Here is a 17,289-nt window from a genome sequence, read left to right as displayed (position 1 = left end):
TGAGCTAAAAATACGCTGATAATACCCAGCCGATTCGTGTTGCCATAGATCGCCATTCAGGCGATGTGGGGTTAATGAAGTCGTTATAAGACAGAGGCACGATGGCCAAATCGCCAAGTGCAAGTTTGTGGTTTCGCCAGTCTTGCTCATTTTGTTCTGCTTGCTCGGCCCATTCACTGATATCAGTTGGCTGATTCCAATGGTTAAATAGGCTGCTCATAACCTGTGCCGCAAAGTCTTCGCTATCGATTTCTAACATGATTTCGCCGTCGTATTGCATTGAGCGATAGGTCCAGTTGCTTGTGCCGATCATGGTGTAGCGTTGATTGAAAATAGCGAGCTTTGAATGCGGATATGGCCACTGATTTGGGGTGGTGGCTTGATTCAATATGGGGCCATACATGAAATTTCTAAGCGGCATTAAACCGGCTAGATATTGAAAATCGTAGGTAAATTGAGTTCCCTCAGCATCATTAAATCGCAGCTTATAGCTGGTGGCGGGATTAAATTTTGCTAACTGGTCAGGAGTGATATTTGGCCCAACAACGGTCGTATTGTGCATGAAACTGTTATCTAGAACGACAGGGTCATTTTGTAAATAGCGCTTCCAAGTTGACCACACTGAGAGTGTGTCGATTACGTTAGAGTGGAGCGACACATAGCTGTAATACATTAAATACGAAAAGGTCTCGAAACCCTCCATAATTTTGTTTTGAGGGTGATTAACAAGAACCACCAAATTGAGTGCCGGGGAGTCTGCAATTTTACTCGTTAAGCTATTGACGATTTCTGGGTCAGTTAATGCGTAATTCTCCATATAGATCGAGCCTTCAGCAGGCGTTTCGCTAATCCGCTGTAATACTCGATTTCTTATGCTGGTTTCAGGCGGTGTTGCTTCGATATTGGTAGTTAGCATCGTGATTGATGTGTCACCAGCACGGTCTTCGTTAGGTAGCAGTTCGGGTGGGGGTTCATCGTGAGAGCGTAGTTTATTCCACCTTCTTACAAACTCCGAATCCACCGCCTGTGCTACTGGCCCTCTTGCCATAACGGCTGTATCGTGCCACCAGTTTAGAGGGTCGTGATTGATGTTGGATAGATACTTTCGTGCAATGTTTTCGCCGCCAACTAAAACCGTTCTGTTGGTGCCGGTATTAACGATAGTGATTTTTTGATGGGTACTGGTACCAACATTGGTCCGCTTGCCATACGACTCCATATACAAGTCAATCGGTCGAAAATGCGCTTGATTAGTATGCTTACGATTAAACTCTTGAACCCACGAATGAAGTTCCCAATTTGACTTCATCTCTGCATTAAATGAATTAACAACTTGCGTACCACTCCACGCGATCAACTGGATCTTATGACCTTGTAAAGCCAATGCGGCCAGCATATCAATAAGTCGAACAGTATTGGTCCGATGGCTGTTGGCAGGCAATATCGCATCAGGTGAAAATTGCCAGTACGCCATTCTTAAGTACGGAGTTGGGTTGTCGTCTTCGAGCTGGATGGCTAAGAGGCTATCTAATAGTGCCCCCAATTGTTTAAAAAACAAATCACCATCGAGAATGAAATCGACCTTATTATTTTGGGTTTCTACTTGCACTGGTGTGAATCCTCGTCGCGTATTAACAGGGCAGCAGTCAAAATTGCATGACCTTAATTAGTCAGAGCTTGATCGTAAAAGAATGGCTGAATCATGACTTGGTCTGAAATTCCATTGATACGACGAAATCAACCTTTTAGTTGTCAAAAATTACGGTTAGCGAAGTTGGCTCGTTGTAGAAAAAGGCTTTACACCAAACTAATCGTAGGTTTCACCGAGCGCAGAGCTGGTATTAATCCTTATGCTAAAAGTGCGTTTCAGCATTAGCCGGGGCGCACACTATTTAAACAACCAAGAGGAAAACCTAATGCATATTATTAAACCGGGTCAAAAACATAACTTCAGTCAAGGCAGTCCTGAATTGGCTGTTACTAACATCGGATCAGGTAGTACTACGTACACCATCAAAATTGGCGAGCATAAGACTAAGAAGAAAACTCTAAATGGCGCGGGCGCCATGGAGACTTATGAAAACGTGAGATATCCAGTGGAGATCGATAATTTAGGGCCTGACAAAATCCAAGTATCGTAAGCACAAGATTGCGTTCAGTGGTGAGGCTCGTGGACTGGCTTCATCACTTCCTTGATCGAAATTTAAGCTAGGGATGCATAGTTGCCTTCGGCCCACACCTCATTATTGGCAAATAAGCTTTGTAGTGCGATAGGTTGCGTACTTGCTAATTCAGAGAAGCTCGACTCCCATACTATTTTAGGACTCGACACTTTAATCACATTGTTGAAATCATCATCCCAATCGATTGGTAGAAAGACCGTTTTTACTTTACGATCACTACCATATAGAAAATCACTACTGTGCAAGCATACTATTCGTCGCTTACCGGCTAGTGATAGCTCGCTCTCCAAAACCATATACTGAAGACTGCTGGTAAACCACGGCATGGTATTGGCTCGGGGATTAGCGCTATTTGTTGGCGAGGCTTGTCGATAATTCGTATTCCAGCAAATACCACTTTCCGCACGATCGCGCTTCCAGCTGTTAAAGGAATCAACTGAGCATGATGCGTACATGATTGCGCTTAAGCCTTTAGTAGTCGGGTCTTCGCGGTCAAGTAGCGCATCAAAGATATCTTGGTCATGCTCTGGGTGACCATTTTCTGCGACTACGTATCGCGCGTATAGACCTAGCATGCTGGCTCGCCTAGCGGCCACTAAGCTTGGACGATTTAGCCCTAAGACAGCAATGCTGACTTCTCCTTTATACCGTACCGACTCCTGTTCGTTATTCCACTTTTGATACTGTGCATGAATGTCAGACTTTTTGTTTGTCGCTGCGCCCGCATCGTCGATTATTGTTAATAAATCTGGGTGGTCCCAAAGGTGCTCGCCGACCTTGTTTTTTGGAATATCTAAATACCAACTGAAAAACTCACTGAGTTTATCAAAGGCATAGGCATGTGATGTTATAGGGTTGAAGCGAATGTGATCCCTTGGATTATCTGTATAGGGGTTAAGAATGAGTGGCACTTCAGCACTTACGTCGACTTGTGGTGCTCGCGGCCCGACAACCGGAAACTGATTGCCTTTGTATAGATCTGTGCATGCTTGACAGCTATACAGTAAATTCTTTGGCTCATAGGCAAACTCAAAATAGCTGTTTCGTTGCCATTGGCCATGACTAAATGCGCCCCAGGGCGGCCGATAATGGCTGACTCGAGCTAAGCTCGCGTGATCAACTGAGCTTTCACAATATGCACAGCGACCATCATGGCTCACTCGCAAACTATCCATGATCGAATCACAAGCGTAGAGTGATGGGTCAAACGCGGAGTGCGTAAACCCAACGACTAGCTGATCATCGTGAGAGTGTCTTACTGCGTCACTTGCTCGCTCAGTATAGAATATAACGTTGTCGACTAGATCCTTGGCGAAGCCTTTCTTGAGTAACATAGCCCGGTCAGCGATCGATAAGGTTGCATGCCGTCGTCCGTCGCTGATCAACTCCATTAAGTCGACCATCTGCTGTGTTGCTGCGGTATTTTTTAGAGATTCATCGGCTGACAATGTCGGCGCCTGAAAACTAATTGCCATCATATGAGATTCTCCTTATTCGTGATTAACCCTACTTTTTAATGTCTGGCTGTTCAGTTGAGTCGGGGTTTTGAGTCAGTGAAGCATGTTGTTCATTGGCTTGGGTTTGCTGGTTCATAAGCTGTTCTAGGGCAGCGTTTTTTTGCTCCATGCCGTGTTGCAAGGCTGCCGCAGTCGCATTAATTGACTGTTGCACTGACTCCATTGCCGCTTGCAAATGTGTTGGCATCTCCATTGATTGCGTTTCTAAAATCGACTGTGCGCTTTGATTGGTATGGGCGGCTTTTCGAACCTGCATGTTCGCCTCATCCATCGACTCGTCCATTGATTTTTGGGCATCGGCCACAGTGGGGTAAGAGCCACTCACCGCTTGTGCTTTATTCAATGGTTCTACTGTTGGTTCATTGATGTGTTCGAGATGGCCCTTGGCCTGATCTATAAGGTCATAGGTCTTTTTTAGATTATCCGAAATACTCTGCTCTGATTGGCGCAGATTGTTATCGATTTCGGTCATTATTTTATTCAGTTCATTGCTAACCTGAGGGTTCGGTGTTGCGGCTTGTCGCCGCGATTTTTTCTTCTTAGTCATGATTGTGTTCCTCGTAAATATGGTGTTCTCTGGTCGAGCCTAAATAGCTTGGACATATGGCGCTAGTGGAAGGTCATGTAATCGAGCGTAAGGCAACCATGTGGGTCGAGAGAAAGCTGCGTCGATGGATTGCTGCTTTCAACTGCGTAGGTCAAGCAAGTACCATCTTGCAAAAGGACCGGTGGCTGAATAATTGCCGATCTTAAAAACATTTGTGTTTTGCCGACATAATCAGCTGTTGCTTTGGCAATGACGGACTCCTGCAGTTGCGTTAACTCCAAGTTCTGCGCAAGCTGAAGTAGTGCTCTAGCATTGGAACAGAAACCGATTGAATTCCCATAATCTAACCAGGTTGATACAGCTTGTGTGATTTCGTCTTCTGCAGTAGAGCCAGATAGTTGGGGACAATTAAGTAATTCCATTGCAAAAGGGTTTAGTGCCTGCATCACCTGCCAGATTGCCTTATTTCTACTAGCAACATCATTGTCAGTGATATCTAGTTTGTCGACGACGACTAAGTTGAATGACATTAGATCCGCAAAGTCTCTCGGAGTCTGAGCAGACTCTAAAGCCAGACTAGATGCCTCCTTGAGTATCGTTGTGTTGGGCGTCTTAGGCATTCGGCTAAATTGGGCATCCAAGCTTAGTAGGTCGCTGATTGACATAGCCTCAAACAAACTGTTTGATTTAACGCCGCATTTGCTCAGCATCTTTTGCGTGACTGAGTTTAACTGTGTATTAGATTGTAAGTTGTAGGTGTCGCAGACCTCAATTGCCTGCTCTATGTTGCCCCCGGAGGCGGCATCCACAATGTATGTTAGCTCCGCTGTGGTCATTGCGTAGAGTTTTTCAGGATCCAAACATAGTTCTAATGATGGAATGAATAAGAGTTTAGTATTATGGAGGCCATCAAGCACTGCGAGGATTAAATCCGACTCAGATTGGAATGTGTAATGTGGTGCCAATTGAGAGGTCGATAAGTCAATCCAGGTAAGCCCGTTGGGAATGAGCTTTAGTATCAACTGGGATTTGTCAGACAAAGATTTTGTGTCTAACATTGATTGTTGGATCGTAATAGTCATATCGAAGCCTCTTTTTAGATTGCCGTGTTACCCACCGGTTGGGAACGACTCGAGAATATTGCTTGCGTTGTCGCCAACCGTTTTGAAGTTAGTAGCACTGTCGGTGAGCATTGTATTAATTTGCGCCATTACTTTGCCGAACGTTTCTGTGTCGCTAGTGGCGATCATCTGAGCGACAGCCACACCAGCGGCTGTTGTTCCGATTGTGTTGAAGTTGCGCAACGTGTCGGTTGCGTCTTGGATTGCAATCGCAGTCGATTGGGCAACCGATTGATACGCTTTTCCTGCACCGGAATGCGAAATTACGGTTCCGGTCATAGATGCTTGTTGCACTGCCTCTATTGAATTAAGAATTTGCGGGTTGACCTTAGTGATGTCATTCATTGTTAGCTCCTCTGCCGTTTAAACGGTGTCGAAAGAATTGAATTGTTGCGCGTCTCGCTACGTTGGCTCACCAGGTTTTGGCGCATTCTTTTTAGCGGTGTCCTTCTTGCCCGTGATGGTCTGTAGCTTAGCGAGCAGGGCTTTCAGACTTTTTTTGTCTGCGGCAGTTGCCGTAGCATCTTTTTCCATCATTGCAATTGCTTCCTCAGCCATCGTCGTTGCCTCTTTTACATAGTCGCCAGCGGTTTTATCGGTGTCTGGTTCTAATGGCATAAATGGCGGTGGTGATGGTGCCGGAGGAGGAGCCACTGTCGGTGGCATACTCGGTGCGGCCTGCAGCATCTTTGCGCAACTTGCTGTGACTGATGCTGATGTCGACATTTGCGAATTCTGTTGAGCGGTCACGGCGTTATGCATGGACATACCTAGGGTCTCGGCCGATACCATCTCGAGTAGGCCGATTGATTGCGACGCGGAGGTACCCAACAATAAAGTATTCACTTGAGAAACCGAGTCGGTAGTTTGACTATTTACTGAGCTTTCATCGATCATTTTAATGTTCCTATTAATGTTGGTGTTCTAGTTAGTGGTAATGCCGGACCATGGTTAAGCCAGTTTTGCTGCACCTGTTGCTATAATTAGCGCACAGCACTGAGTGACGTTACTATTCTGTATAACCTGCGAGTTTCCTTCTGCGGATACTGCGTTGCCCATCAGCTTTGCAATACTATTTGCCATTGCTATATAGGTCAGGCCCATCGACAAAGGTGCTGCGTAACCAACGTTAAGTAAGTTAGATTGATACATTTTATTTCCTAAAAACTATGCTTAAACACGTCAAATTTGACGAAAATTCTTGGTTCCATACATTCGGGCCTTCTACCAACCGCTGTTGCATGAAACCAAGAATAGCTAGTTACGCAAATATTTCACGAGTAGCAACTCCCGTTGACGCTGTATCGATTGAATAGAGCGTTGAGATACCTTGCGTGGTGGCTGCTTGCGCAGTAACGGCTGCCTGTTGTTGCCCGCTTGTTGCATTGTGGGCAGCATTAGACAGGGCCTGGCTGGTAGCGATCATAAAATTACCCATCGCGGTGGCCGGGGCATCCCCTAACACTTTGGTATTAACTTGCGTTATGGAGTCCGTGATTTGGCTGTTCACAGCTGTTGGAAAAGACATAGTTCATTCCTCATACTTATAGTTAAATTAACAGTGCGTTGTTAAAAAACGCGGTTTACTACTAGGCTTAGCGGTTCAGGCGCTACGCCTTTTAGGACGACAAAATAGCGGCTGTTGCTTTGCCAGTAGATGCGGTATCCAGAGAGTACAAAAGTGCTACTCCCATTGTCGTTGCAGCTTGCGCTGCAATATTGGTTTGTTGTTGCGCCACGGTGGCGTTATGTGCCGCATTCGAAAGCGCCTGAGCCGTTGCCTGGAATAAATTCCCCATGGCAATTGCCGGCGCATCACCCAATACTTGTACGTTTGCTTGGGTGACAGAATCGGTAATTTGACTATTTACGGCAGTTGGAAAGGCCATAGTGATCTCCTAGTTAGTTATTTCTGTCGACGCTATTTGAGTTAATGCTAAACGCTTTAGCTATTGAGTATCGACGCTGTTGCTTTACCCGTTGCCGCGGTATCCAGCGCGTATAGCGTTGCGACCCCCATCGTAGTGGAAGCTTGCGCAGTCACGTTAGTTTGCTGCTGGGCAGTCGTTGCATTGTGAGCTGAGTTCGAAAGTGCCTGAGCGGTTGCTTGGAATAAATTGCCCATAGCAGTCGCCGGAGCGTCGCCAAGAACTTTTACATTCGCTTGCGTAACAGAATCGGTTATTTGGCTATTAACAGCAGTTGGAAAGGCCATAATTGTGTCCTCTTAGTAGTAATCGTTAAGGGTTAAAGGCCAGCGGGGCGTGCGCCGCTGTTTAAGATCGCAGAGGTCGCTTTACCCGTCGCGGCTGTGTCTAGCGAATACAGTGTTGCAACGCCCATAGTTGTTGCTGCTTGCGCGGCAACTGAAGTTTGCTGTTGTGCGGTTGTGGCGTTGTGGGCTGCGTTACCGAGTGCTTGAGATGTTGCTTGGAACAAATTCCCCATTGCAATTGCCGGTGCGTCACCGAGTACTTTTACGTTTGCCTGAGTGACTGAATCGGTAATTTGATCGTTTACGGATGTTGGAAATGCCATGATTATTCTCCTGTTCTATTGAGAGTTAACTCAATGCACTAAAATCAAAAAGAGATCACAAGAGAGCACTGAGCAAATAAAATGAGTTGTCCTTGAAACCTAGCGTGGTTGGACAACTCGAAATAAATGGTAGTGCTCAAATCAGAAACGACGTTAGGAAAAAACGACCAATAACATGGAGAAAATGACGAATCGCTATAGTCACTTTAGACAATTTTACGGCGTTAGGAATGGCGGTAAGCGGTTTTGACAAACAAAGAGAGTCATGAGTTTTATAACGTTTTGAGAAGTTAGAACGCAACTAAGAATACGCTTTTGTATGTCTTGATATGCTGGGATTATCTCTTCAGGACGTTGGTGCTTGGTGGTGGAAAGATAAAATTATTCTGTGCTGCTTTGCTGAGCGATAAGCTGTAAGTGGTTTGCAGTTTGAAGCGATACGGGCTATTGCTGCGATTCAGGCTTTGAAGCGAAATGCTCGGTTTAATTGTGCGTAAACAAAACCAGACAGGTGAATGGACAGCGCCACAGCCGTGGGCGGCAATCAACTTATATTCACTAATGTCAGTACCGCGCGTTCGCCGCTATTTTACTTGCAAGGTACCGAACTTGGCGATGATGTCGTGGTAACTATTGAGGTTTTCGAGACGGGTACTGAAACGCCAATTGGTTATGAGTCTTTGTCATCAACCGTTGATGTCGACCCTTCTGGCGTATATCTGGGCACTGGTGACTTTACTATGACTACCTTCGGTGCTAATCGTGCGGTGCAAGTTCGTTCTGCTGTGCTCCGTGATACTGAAGATAGCGTTCACCTCGAAGGCCAGTTCCTCAGAGACCAAGCGGTTCGCGGTGGTCAGAATTTAACGGTGCCAATGCTGGTCGCGGACTCTAATGTGATTGCGCTGCCGGCCGGTGCTAGCGGCGACCTAAGCATCGTCGGTGGACAGCTATCGGGCATAATTGAAGCTGACCCGCTAACCGCTGGTGTGACGACAATCTCGATTGCTAACCAGCCGAATGCGAGCTTTAGTCTGCCTAATAATCGAAGTGGAGAAATCACTGCCACCGTAAGAGCGCCGAGCGTGGCCTTGATCTCTAAGGATCCACTACCCCAGGGTAGTGCGAGCCTTACTTTTGACAAGGTGACCAGCGCTTCAGTGGGTACTATTTATGTGCAAGGCTTGAGCGTCAATGGTGCGACACAGTTGCGCGTTAGCGCACCAGGCTATAGCGACGGCACTGCTGATGTCGCGGTTGTGCCCTCCGGCTTTCAACTGACTGGTAGCTTCAGCAATATGTCTGTCGGCGATTCACGTAATTTGTCGGTACGTAGCGGCCGCTTGTTCAATAACGGTGCTTTTTCGGGAGTGCAAGCGGTTCGAGGCGGTCAATCGTTTGCTATCGACGTCACTTCTTCGGACGCCAGCGTTGGCGCTATAACCAGCCCCGTTATGATATCCAATGGTGAGTCCAGTGGTACCGCTAAGTTCTCAGCTGTGGCGCCAGGCACAACCACGATACAAGTATTGCAGCCCGTCGGGTTTAGTCCCCCAGTAGGCACTTCGGATGCGGATATCACGGTGCAATAATCGAGTACGTGAGCCAAATAAAGAGCCCTCGTACCGCGATTACTTGCAGTGAGTTTGCACTGAAATTGATCACGGGGCGATGGAGAGGTCAATGTTAGTATATTTCTATTAAGCTCGAGAGGCTTATAGCCGGCTTCAATTATGGGAGTTTTTCGACACAACTGTTGGTGCACATTAGCCGTCGCTTAAAGACAATTGCCTGATAATATTTCTTAGCTGCAGCCCCTGTGATGCTTCGTAAGTATTGGGAATAAACGAGGGCGCTGGTAAAACAAGTTGATCTTCATGTGCATTCCCTTCCCGCAACCTAGAACGCTATTTTGGTGTATATTGACTTGGCTTTTTGTGGTCTTTGATCCGCGGGATTGTATATTTGTTCCACGATATTTCATCGTTCTTAATTAGGCTTGTATCGTAGTCAACCTTGTAGAAAGCTGCCCAATATTGACGTGGGTGAAACCAGTTGAGCATACTAAAGCCTAATCCATTTTTCAGAGCCATTTTTTTCACGGAGTCAGGTGTGAACTGTACGCATCCAGGGTATATCCACCCAGACTCTGTGCTGTCCACTTCATCGATAAGAAACGTTGCAAATAGAACTCCGTCGTCCCTTAGGTGGTAGGCAACTTCACTTAACCATCTATCAAAAAGATCAGTGCCCGTGTGACTGAATATTGACTGCGCAAATGCGTAGTCCAAGCCGAGCGGTTGTTTAAATTCTTTCAAACAGTCTGTATATGAAAATATCGGGGCTTTGGTTCTGATTAAATCTTGACCGATTTCGCTTTTAATGCCGTCTTCTACAAGCCATTTATTTGGTTCAACACCGTAATAGTTGCCACGGTTTAAATACGGTATTAACAGACGACCGGTTCGTAAGGATCCGCAACCGATATCCAGCACTTTATGGTGCTGCCGAAGCCCTAAACACGTAAGCAAATTGAATACCATTGCAGATATAAGATCGTAGTCCCCAGGCGGCCCAACGTACGCACGATAATGGGCGTCACCTGGTTTTAAATCTAAACCTAAATTATCTTTTATTTGTTTTTTGAAGGGATTGCTAAACATCAATTATTTAATGGAAAGTAGTTTTCCAAAAGACTGCCACGATCAGCCTGATATTGCTAATAATTCTACAAAAAATCATGAGTTGTTCTGAGCTTCCTTTATTGCAAGTCTAATTGCCGCTCTTCATGGCTTTTTGTTTAGCTAAGGCAATACGTATATCCTCTTCTGTGCCGCCAAGCAGCGCAACGACTCGTGATTCATGGAGATCGATTTGTTCTTCAGTTTCGTAGGGTCTGTTTGCGTGTCGTGCTTCGTGCACTAAGAGTCCAGCGACTCTTATTTTATTGATCCGTTGAATATAGTCGATATCCAGTGCTATGTGCCTGTAATGGTATACGCCTGCAAGTTTGACATTGTCTCTGACGCTGCGTAAATCTTTGGCTAGATAGGTTCTGTCCAAGTGGCGTGCGACGGCGGCATATTCGGGTATTTCTAAGCCCTTCAGTAAGTCTAATGCGGCAATTATTTTTGGGTGATCTTGCGCTTTTCCGACTATGTCGTAGGCGTCAGAAAATTTGGCAAAGTCTGTGGCAACAGGATCTACAGGGGGCACGGGTGTACTTTGAATACCACCGCTTTGAGTGCCACTGTCGCCACAGGCGCTCAGAAATATTGATATGACTAGCGCGGATAAAAGTTGTTTGAACATCGTGCTCATTTTCCTTGTGTTTGAATTAGCCTGTTTAGGCTGTTAAATAATCCTGTAGGTCCATTTCGACTATATTAAAGCAAAATTTCCAAATCAAAATTAAGCGAACCTTGCGCGGGAGACACAGGTTAGTCAGCATCATGACTTCTGATTACGTCACCTAAAGGCTGGGTTCTTGGAAATGGCGTCGCTTGGTGTAATTTATTGTTCCTTTTGGGAATTGAAGACGCAACACTTCAAGGCGACTATAATAGCCGAGAAATTTAGCCTAGCGTGCTGGTTTTTAATTATATGGCAGGTGTTGAGTGACGAGAGGAGGGGCACTTAGCAACTGTTTGAATTCTTCAGCTTTACCGAGCATGGCTGGCATATTTCACTTAACGTCGCTAATTTTTTAACCAGCCGCTCAATGCAGGGACTGTTAATCGTTGTGCACCGCTCTGCCACAAATGCCGTGCGAGAGTGCAACAGGAATCGAGCCAATAATGCTATCTGCACTTAAACGATCATTACAAAGTAAACCATCTTCTCAAGAGATTCAGGCCAATATTCTGGCTGGATTAACCGTTGGCGTTATCGCGCTTCCGCTGTCAATGGCGCTGGCGATAGCCAGTGGCGTGCCGCCGCAACATGGCCTGTATACCGCTATTGTGGCGGGTATTGTTATTGCGTTAACCGGCGGATCTAAAGTCAATATATCGGGGCCGACCGCCGCGTTTGTAGTTATTTTGCTGCCAATTGTTCAAGAGTTTGGTCTTGGCGGTTTATTGATTAGCGGCTTTATGGCCGGGATAATTCTGATCATGATGGGGGTCGGGCGACTCGGTAAGTTTATCGAAATTGTTCCGTACCCGGTCACCGTTGGCTTTACCGCTGGAATTGGTGTAGTCATTGCTACGTTTCAGATAAAGGATTTTCTAGGTTTGGGCATTGAATCACTAGATGGTCATTACGTAGATAAGCTGATGGCGATTGTTTATGCGCTACCGTCGGTCGAGTGGAAAGAGACGTTAATTGGTGTTTTAACCTTAGCTGTATTGTTGGTATGGCCGAAATTTCGATCAAAAGTCCCTGCTCACCTTATTGCGCTGCTCGTTGGTAGTATTTTGGCGTGGTTACTTACCCTGTATGTGCCAGGTTTTTCTGTTGCAACCATCGGCAGTTATTTTTCATACGACATAGACGGGCTTTCTGGAAGTGGAATTCCGCCGATATTGCCGGCTTTTGCATGGCCGTGGAATCTGCCGGGAGCGGACGGCACGCCTATCGGTTTAAGTTTTGAGCTTATTCGACAACTGCTTCCTGCCGCGATAACGATTGCGATCTTGGGTTCATTGGAGTCTTTGTTATGTGCCGTTGTTGCGGATGGTATGTCAGGCAAAAAACACAACTCAAATGATGAGTTGATTGGACAGGGTATTGGGAACCTGATTTCACCGCTGTTTGGGGGCTTGCCTGCCACTGCCGCTATTGCTCGCACAGCCGCGAATATTAAGTCGGGCGGAAGCATGCCGCTCGCATCCGTGGTTCATAGTGTGTTCATTGTGGCTAGTATTTTGCTTCTTGCGCCATTGTTGTCGTACATTCCAATGGCTTCGATGGCGGCACTACTACTGCTAGTTGCGTGGAATATGAGCGATGCTAAACATTTTGTTCGCACGCTGAAAGTTGCGCCAAGAGATGATGTTCTTGTTTTGGTCTTGTGTTTTCTACTCACGGTTTTGTTTGACATGACCGTCGCGGTCGCCGTAGGCATAGGCTTGGCTGGTATGTTGTTTATTCGAAAGAGTATTGGTCTGACTCAGGCCTCGATGATTGAAGGAGATCATGCGGACTATGATTTGCCTGACAGCACAGTGGTCTATGATATTAATGGCCCGCTATTTTTTGGTTCTGCACAAAAAGCGCTTAGAGCAATTACCGCGGTTCGCCCCGAAATTCGCGTCGTCATACTCGATATGTCCGAGGTAACATTACTTGATATGAGTGCCATCGTTGCGATGGAGTCGATTGCGCACGAGTTGCAGGGTCGAAGCGTTGGTATGGTGATTGCGAATCTACAGCCACGCATGATATTGAAGCTCGAGCGTGCTGGAATTCAAACTCAATCAGGCAGTATTGCTTTTTCTGCAACACTTGATGACAGTTTTGACGCAGCAAAGGGAATGCTTCAGTAATGTGCCTGACGAATATAAAGATCTAGCCGCGAGAGGTAGGTATGCGTCGCAGAGAATACTAAAATAAACCTGCGACTTGATGAGTCCTATTCTAAGTTATTTCAGATGTGTAGCGTTGGTTTGGTGTTAGCCGTATTGACTCATAATAACCTTGTGTTGTTCAATTTTTGGACACCGTTTTTTTTGCTAAAACAGGCTAGGCCTTTAAAGTGCTTGGATCTCAGTGGAATCCAATCGCAACCATTTATTCCGCCCATTGGAGCTAGTTCGACCTGTAGTTCATCGGAATGAAACTCCTTTATTTGGCTGATCCGTTTTTTATAGACATCTTCATCTACCTTATCAAGCCCGATATAAAGGTCTGAACGAAAGAGGTACGGTATTGCATCAACAAACTCAGAAAGAGATTGTGCGGTTTTCCAGTCTTTAGGATTCTCCGGCAAATTCATTATGATGCGCTTAACATTTTTTCCAGGGTAACTCGAAAGTTTCAAATCGTAATCTTGAGATTCGGCGAGCGAAATTAAATGTACCCCATCGCCCATTAGCACCTGTGCAACAGGCCGCTCTGTGTAGACAATCCAGGTTCCAAATCCCATGCACGATAATTGCAAGCACCCTATTAGAGTAATATCCCGCTTTAGTTCAGGTTTGGCTAAATCGAAAACAATGAATGTCAACACCGGGCCTAATACTAGGTCGACACCGACGATCAGCTTTAAGCCTTCAAGTCCACCGGCATAGATCATACCATTGGGGTACCATTGTAGTAGAACGATGGTGAGCAAGATGGCTGCCAATAATAAGCTAATCGATAAATGAATAAAGAATGCGTTAAGCCGTGGTTTAATTGTCATATCGCGTTTAAAAGTTTAGCTAGGTTTTTGAAGTTTTTTTGTATTCATTGTCTGTAAGCATTTAAGCATATAGAAATGGCTGAACCAACCTGCAATATCAAGATGAGAGTAAAATGCTGATTCACAATTCAAAGACTACACAATCACTGAGACTCGTTATTTGCGTTTCTATTGTCGCTTATATTCTACTTTGGTTATTAGATACAAGACATTTCTATCTCATATTAAAACAGCTTCAATTGATTGTTTTGAGTATGGTTGTTGCCACTTTGTTTTTGGATACGAAAAAAATCAGACCAAACTCAGCGCTATGCATTTGGTCGATTATATTCGTGGTAATTGCAACGCTATCAACTAACGCATCTCTAAACTACTTGGTTTCGTCGATAAAAATTTGGTTAGATTTTTTTCTAATTGCTTTCGGGGTATTGTTGTGGCTTGTGTTTTCAAAACAGTTATCTAAATCAACTGAATTGATTCTGCTTGTCATTGTATTGGTGTTTCTAATCGGGTCCTGCCCTACGACATTATTGGAGTTATATGATCAGATGCCAGTCGAGCCATTAGGCTCTTGGCCCGAGGGCTTTGAATTAACTCATAGCTTCGATTTGAGTTTGTACGAACATCTTCGGGTTTATAGTTTTCACGCTTTCATTGCTGCTGCATCTGCATATTCATTATGGCGAATCGAGGCAAAGAGTAAGGGTAAAAAATATTTTTACTTGTGCTGTTTCGCGGTGTGTTTACTAGCGTTACTGCTGGCGTACGGTAGAGGGTCTATTTTGGCTTTTTTAGTTTTTGTTGCATGCGATACGTATTTAGCTTATGGGGTTTCACGGGCAATAAAGGTTCTAGGCCTAAATATTTTACTTATTGGGTTAATCTATGCATTGTTCATGTTCACGCCATTTTCAGTAGTTTCTGAATACCTTTTTTCATCATTTCTACCTGGCGGAGATGGGGAAGTCTTACAGATAGCTAATTCTGTTTCTAGCGGTAGGTTAACTATGTGGGTTGAAGGAATTAATTTGGCAAAGGAAAGCCCTGTATTCGGCCACGGAGCGAGCAGTGCAGTATGGCTCTTTGCGGATACCCCGTATTCATTTGCCTCTCAGCCCCACAATGTTTTCGTTCAAATTACAATGGATTATGGATTTGTGGGAGCTTGTGTTTTGATTTGGATTGTTTGCTCGTTGTATATTCCGATTGTCATTAACGTAATAAAAGAGTCCCATTCTGTTGGGTATGGTGGGGCGCTATTAGCTATTCTTGCGGGTTATGCCGCGTATTCTTTAACTGATGGTGTTTTTTATCATCCTTACCCCTTACTGCATTTTACTATCATCAGTGTTCTCTTGTTCTCTCTTGAGAATCGGGGTTATTGTAAAGATATTCCATCTTAGTCTGTCTCTGCATTTAATAGCTCTTGTTTCCAGTAGGCTCGCAGTTTGTTTCGGAGATTGACAATGTTCAATGAGAGCTTTTGCAAGCCATAGGTTTCAGCTAAAGTTGGCGCAATCTCGCTTATATTTCTGCCGAAATTAAGAGTTTTGATGTCGTAGCCCAGGTGCGCGAGAATCGTTGGCGCCACATCAAGGGAGGTCGCAATACGGGGAGGGATTAACTGTTGCTTGTCGAGTGGTAGGCGGCTATTGAATACAGCAAACATATTTTCTCGCTGTTGCCTCGGAATTGACTTTCCTTCACTTTTCAATTCTCCTGGATATAGGTGGTCTGATATAAGGAAGATAACGGTGTCTTTTGTTGATTCGGCTTGAATAATCTCGGATATCAATCCACTAATTAGATGGTCGGCGCAGTGAGCAGCATCTAACAGCTTATCCCCAAGGTCTAAATATGTTAGATTCACACATTTTGGAGATGGGTATCCAGGTGTATGTGTGTCGACCGTTAGAACGACGAGCCCTTGGGGGCTCCGTTGGTTTCGCTGTTTGATAATATTGAGAGTTGTATCGAACAATGTGTCGTCATAGACTCCCCAAGTGGTGGTTGGCTTAGGGGATTGTTGTTGAGACTGGATCTCTTTTTCCCCAAAAAAACGGTCAAACCCTTGTTGGCGAAATAGTCGTTCTTTTGATTCCCACCCGAATTCCGAGCCTCCAATGAATGCGAGCTGGTAGCCATCTGAGTGTAAGATGTCACCGATACATGTTTCGCCCCTCAGGGTTGATGATGCTTTTCGGGCCGCTATTTTCTGTGCGCTGAGTTTTGTTTTTGATGCTTCCGTGAAATCGACAGTCATGGATAGCCCACAGGTTGCCGCAGTCAGGCCGGAGTCGGTCCAATTGCTCAAGGTTAAATCTTTGATTCCTTGGTGGCGGAGACCTCTGTCTTGAATGAGCCGATTAGTGCTACTCATTAATCCTGGAAACCATTTTTCGTCAAAGAATGTTGCTTCCAGGCTCTCGGCGAAAATTATCACGAAATCAAACTTCTTTTCCGGGCTAATGCTGCCTATAGGAGGCGCAATGATTTGAAGTTTCGTTTCATGTTCCGATATTTGGTACTGGCGTTCTAAACTTCTTGTTTTCGCAATGGCTGCTAGGTCTTGAGTTAAAGGATTGAGCGCTAATAAGATGAGCAATGTGCTGGGTGCTATCAGTGTTATGAAAGTTCGAAAGACAGAGGATGTATTTATCGATGTTTTTATAATTCGCCGCTCGAGAAATGCTAATCCAAGTAGCGAAAACAATAATGCCGCTAGCGTTAAGATTGCGATGGGCCAAAATCGAATTAGGGTGCCCCAATCAAGCAAGTATTTCAGGTGGGCGATGACGGTATTATTAAACCCGTCTCTACCGAGCCAATTGGCAATATTGAAGGCGATTAGGAATACTAGCTGAAGCCCTAGAAGTGTAGTGGATAGACGTACGACCAATCTATTCTCAATAATTGCAGTAGTGGCATAGGTGATAAGAAGTAGAGGGATAAGAATGGTGAGAGACATTTTAAATGGGGTTTGTAGGGCGGTCTATTCAGTAATCAAGGTCAAAAAAAACGAGGCCGAAGCCTCGTT

The 17,289-nt window shown here is 45.1% G+C and carries 19 protein-coding genes; 4 read left to right on the top strand and 15 right to left on the bottom strand.

Features of this window, described 5'->3' with window-relative positions; all coding sequences use genetic code 11:
* Positions 1 to 4: 4 nt before the first annotated feature.
* Complete coding sequence (locus DFR28_RS02455) at positions 5 to 1,609, bottom strand: phospholipase D-like domain-containing protein (RefSeq protein ID WP_113952711.1); 1,605 nt, start codon at positions 1,607 to 1,609, stop codon at positions 5 to 7.
* Positions 1,610 to 1,916: 307 nt separating this feature from the next.
* On the opposite strand from DFR28_RS02455, the gene DFR28_RS02450 reads away from it, so the two are divergent.
* Positions 1,917 to 2,141, top strand: a complete 225-nt coding sequence (locus tag DFR28_RS02450) for a hypothetical protein (RefSeq protein WP_147250907.1) — start codon at positions 1,917 to 1,919, stop codon at positions 2,139 to 2,141.
* Between the two features lie 62 nt (positions 2,142 to 2,203).
* Here DFR28_RS02450 and DFR28_RS02445 read toward each other — a convergent pair whose 3' ends face one another.
* The 10 genes from DFR28_RS02445 to DFR28_RS02400 all read right to left on the bottom strand — a co-directional run bounded on the left by DFR28_RS02445 (position 2,204) and on the right by DFR28_RS02400 (position 7,906).
* Positions 2,204 to 3,661 carry an HNH endonuclease family protein gene (locus DFR28_RS02445; RefSeq protein ID WP_113952709.1) on the bottom strand — a complete coding sequence of 486 codons (1,458 nt, stop codon included), beginning with the start codon at positions 3,659 to 3,661 and terminating at the stop codon, positions 2,204 to 2,206.
* A 28-nt stretch (positions 3,662 to 3,689) separates the two neighbouring features.
* Positions 3,690 to 4,247 (bottom strand): hypothetical protein, encoded by a 558-nt coding sequence (locus tag DFR28_RS02440; protein WP_113952708.1) that lies wholly within the window; start codon positions 4,245 to 4,247, stop codon positions 3,690 to 3,692.
* Positions 4,248 to 4,309: 62 nt separating this feature from the next.
* Positions 4,310 to 5,329, bottom strand: coding sequence for a hypothetical protein (locus DFR28_RS02435; protein WP_113952707.1), 1,020 nt, complete (start codon positions 5,327 to 5,329; stop codon positions 4,310 to 4,312).
* Between the two features lie 27 nt (positions 5,330 to 5,356).
* Positions 5,357 to 5,713, bottom strand: a complete 357-nt coding sequence (locus DFR28_RS02430; RefSeq protein ID WP_113952706.1) for a hypothetical protein — start codon at positions 5,711 to 5,713, stop codon at positions 5,357 to 5,359.
* Positions 5,714 to 5,770: 57 nt separating this feature from the next.
* Positions 5,771 to 6,265, bottom strand: a complete 495-nt coding sequence (locus DFR28_RS02425; RefSeq protein ID WP_113952705.1) for a RebB family R body protein — start codon at positions 6,263 to 6,265, stop codon at positions 5,771 to 5,773.
* Between the two features lie 54 nt (positions 6,266 to 6,319).
* The gene (locus DFR28_RS02420; protein WP_113952704.1) at positions 6,320 to 6,520 is read right to left on the bottom strand and encodes a RebB family R body protein; all 201 of its coding nucleotides are present in this window, start codon (positions 6,518 to 6,520) and stop codon (positions 6,320 to 6,322) included.
* 109 nt (positions 6,521 to 6,629) lie between these two features.
* The gene (locus DFR28_RS02415; protein WP_113952703.1) at positions 6,630 to 6,896 is read right to left on the bottom strand and encodes a RebB family R body protein; all 267 of its coding nucleotides are present in this window, start codon (positions 6,894 to 6,896) and stop codon (positions 6,630 to 6,632) included.
* A 91-nt stretch (positions 6,897 to 6,987) separates the two neighbouring features.
* Entirely contained in the window at positions 6,988 to 7,257 is a 270-nt protein-coding gene (locus DFR28_RS02410; protein ID WP_113952702.1) for a RebB family R body protein, read from the bottom strand.
* A gap of 56 nt (positions 7,258 to 7,313) precedes the next feature.
* On the bottom strand, positions 7,314 to 7,583 hold the full coding sequence (locus tag DFR28_RS02405; RefSeq protein ID WP_113952701.1) for a RebB family R body protein: 270 nt from the start codon (positions 7,581 to 7,583) through the stop codon (positions 7,314 to 7,316).
* 32 nt (positions 7,584 to 7,615) lie between these two features.
* Positions 7,616 to 7,906: a RebB family R body protein gene (locus DFR28_RS02400; protein WP_113952700.1), complete on the bottom strand. Its 291-nt coding sequence runs from the start codon at positions 7,904 to 7,906 to the stop codon at positions 7,616 to 7,618.
* 515 nt (positions 7,907 to 8,421) lie between these two features.
* Between DFR28_RS02400 and DFR28_RS02395 the strand changes: the two genes are divergently transcribed.
* Positions 8,422 to 9,498, top strand: coding sequence for a hypothetical protein (locus DFR28_RS02395; protein ID WP_113952699.1), 1,077 nt, complete (start codon positions 8,422 to 8,424; stop codon positions 9,496 to 9,498).
* A gap of 315 nt (positions 9,499 to 9,813) precedes the next feature.
* On the opposite strand, the gene DFR28_RS02390 is transcribed toward DFR28_RS02395, so the two are convergent.
* Together DFR28_RS02390 and DFR28_RS02385 are read right to left on the bottom strand one after the other, a co-directional pair.
* The gene (locus tag DFR28_RS02390) at positions 9,814 to 10,569 is read right to left on the bottom strand and encodes a class I SAM-dependent methyltransferase (protein ID WP_113952698.1); all 756 of its coding nucleotides are present in this window, start codon (positions 10,567 to 10,569) and stop codon (positions 9,814 to 9,816) included.
* Positions 10,570 to 10,678: 109 nt separating this feature from the next.
* Positions 10,679 to 11,218 carry a hypothetical protein gene (locus tag DFR28_RS02385; protein ID WP_113952697.1) on the bottom strand — a complete coding sequence of 180 codons (540 nt, stop codon included), beginning with the start codon at positions 11,216 to 11,218 and terminating at the stop codon, positions 10,679 to 10,681.
* A 485-nt stretch (positions 11,219 to 11,703) separates the two neighbouring features.
* On the opposite strand from DFR28_RS02385, the gene dauA reads away from it, so the two are divergent.
* The gene (gene dauA / locus DFR28_RS02380) at positions 11,704 to 13,395 is read left to right on the top strand and encodes a C4-dicarboxylic acid transporter DauA (protein WP_113952696.1); all 1,692 of its coding nucleotides are present in this window, start codon (positions 11,704 to 11,706) and stop codon (positions 13,393 to 13,395) included.
* Positions 13,396 to 13,535: 140 nt separating this feature from the next.
* On the opposite strand, the gene DFR28_RS02375 is transcribed toward dauA, so the two are convergent.
* The gene (locus tag DFR28_RS02375) at positions 13,536 to 14,252 is read right to left on the bottom strand and encodes a hypothetical protein (RefSeq protein WP_113952695.1); all 717 of its coding nucleotides are present in this window, start codon (positions 14,250 to 14,252) and stop codon (positions 13,536 to 13,538) included.
* A gap of 113 nt (positions 14,253 to 14,365) precedes the next feature.
* Here DFR28_RS02375 and DFR28_RS02370 point away from each other — a divergent pair, with 113 nt between their 5' ends.
* Positions 14,366 to 15,655, top strand: coding sequence for an O-antigen ligase family protein (locus DFR28_RS02370; RefSeq protein WP_113952694.1), 1,290 nt, complete (start codon positions 14,366 to 14,368; stop codon positions 15,653 to 15,655).
* On the opposite strand, the gene DFR28_RS02365 is transcribed toward DFR28_RS02370, so the two are convergent.
* Positions 15,652 to 17,220, bottom strand: a complete 1,569-nt coding sequence (locus DFR28_RS02365) for a sulfatase-like hydrolase/transferase (RefSeq protein ID WP_113952693.1) — start codon at positions 17,218 to 17,220, stop codon at positions 15,652 to 15,654. The two genes, DFR28_RS02370 and DFR28_RS02365, sit on opposite strands and share 4 nt — an antisense overlap.
* Between the last annotated feature and the right edge of the window lie 69 nt (positions 17,221 to 17,289).

The sequence above is a fragment of the Arenicella xantha genome (assembly GCF_003315245.1).
GTDB lineage: Bacteria > Pseudomonadota > Gammaproteobacteria > Arenicellales > Arenicellaceae > Arenicella > Arenicella xantha.
Note: the sequence above shows the minus strand (reverse complement) of the source record. Positions and strands in the feature narration are given on the sequence as shown.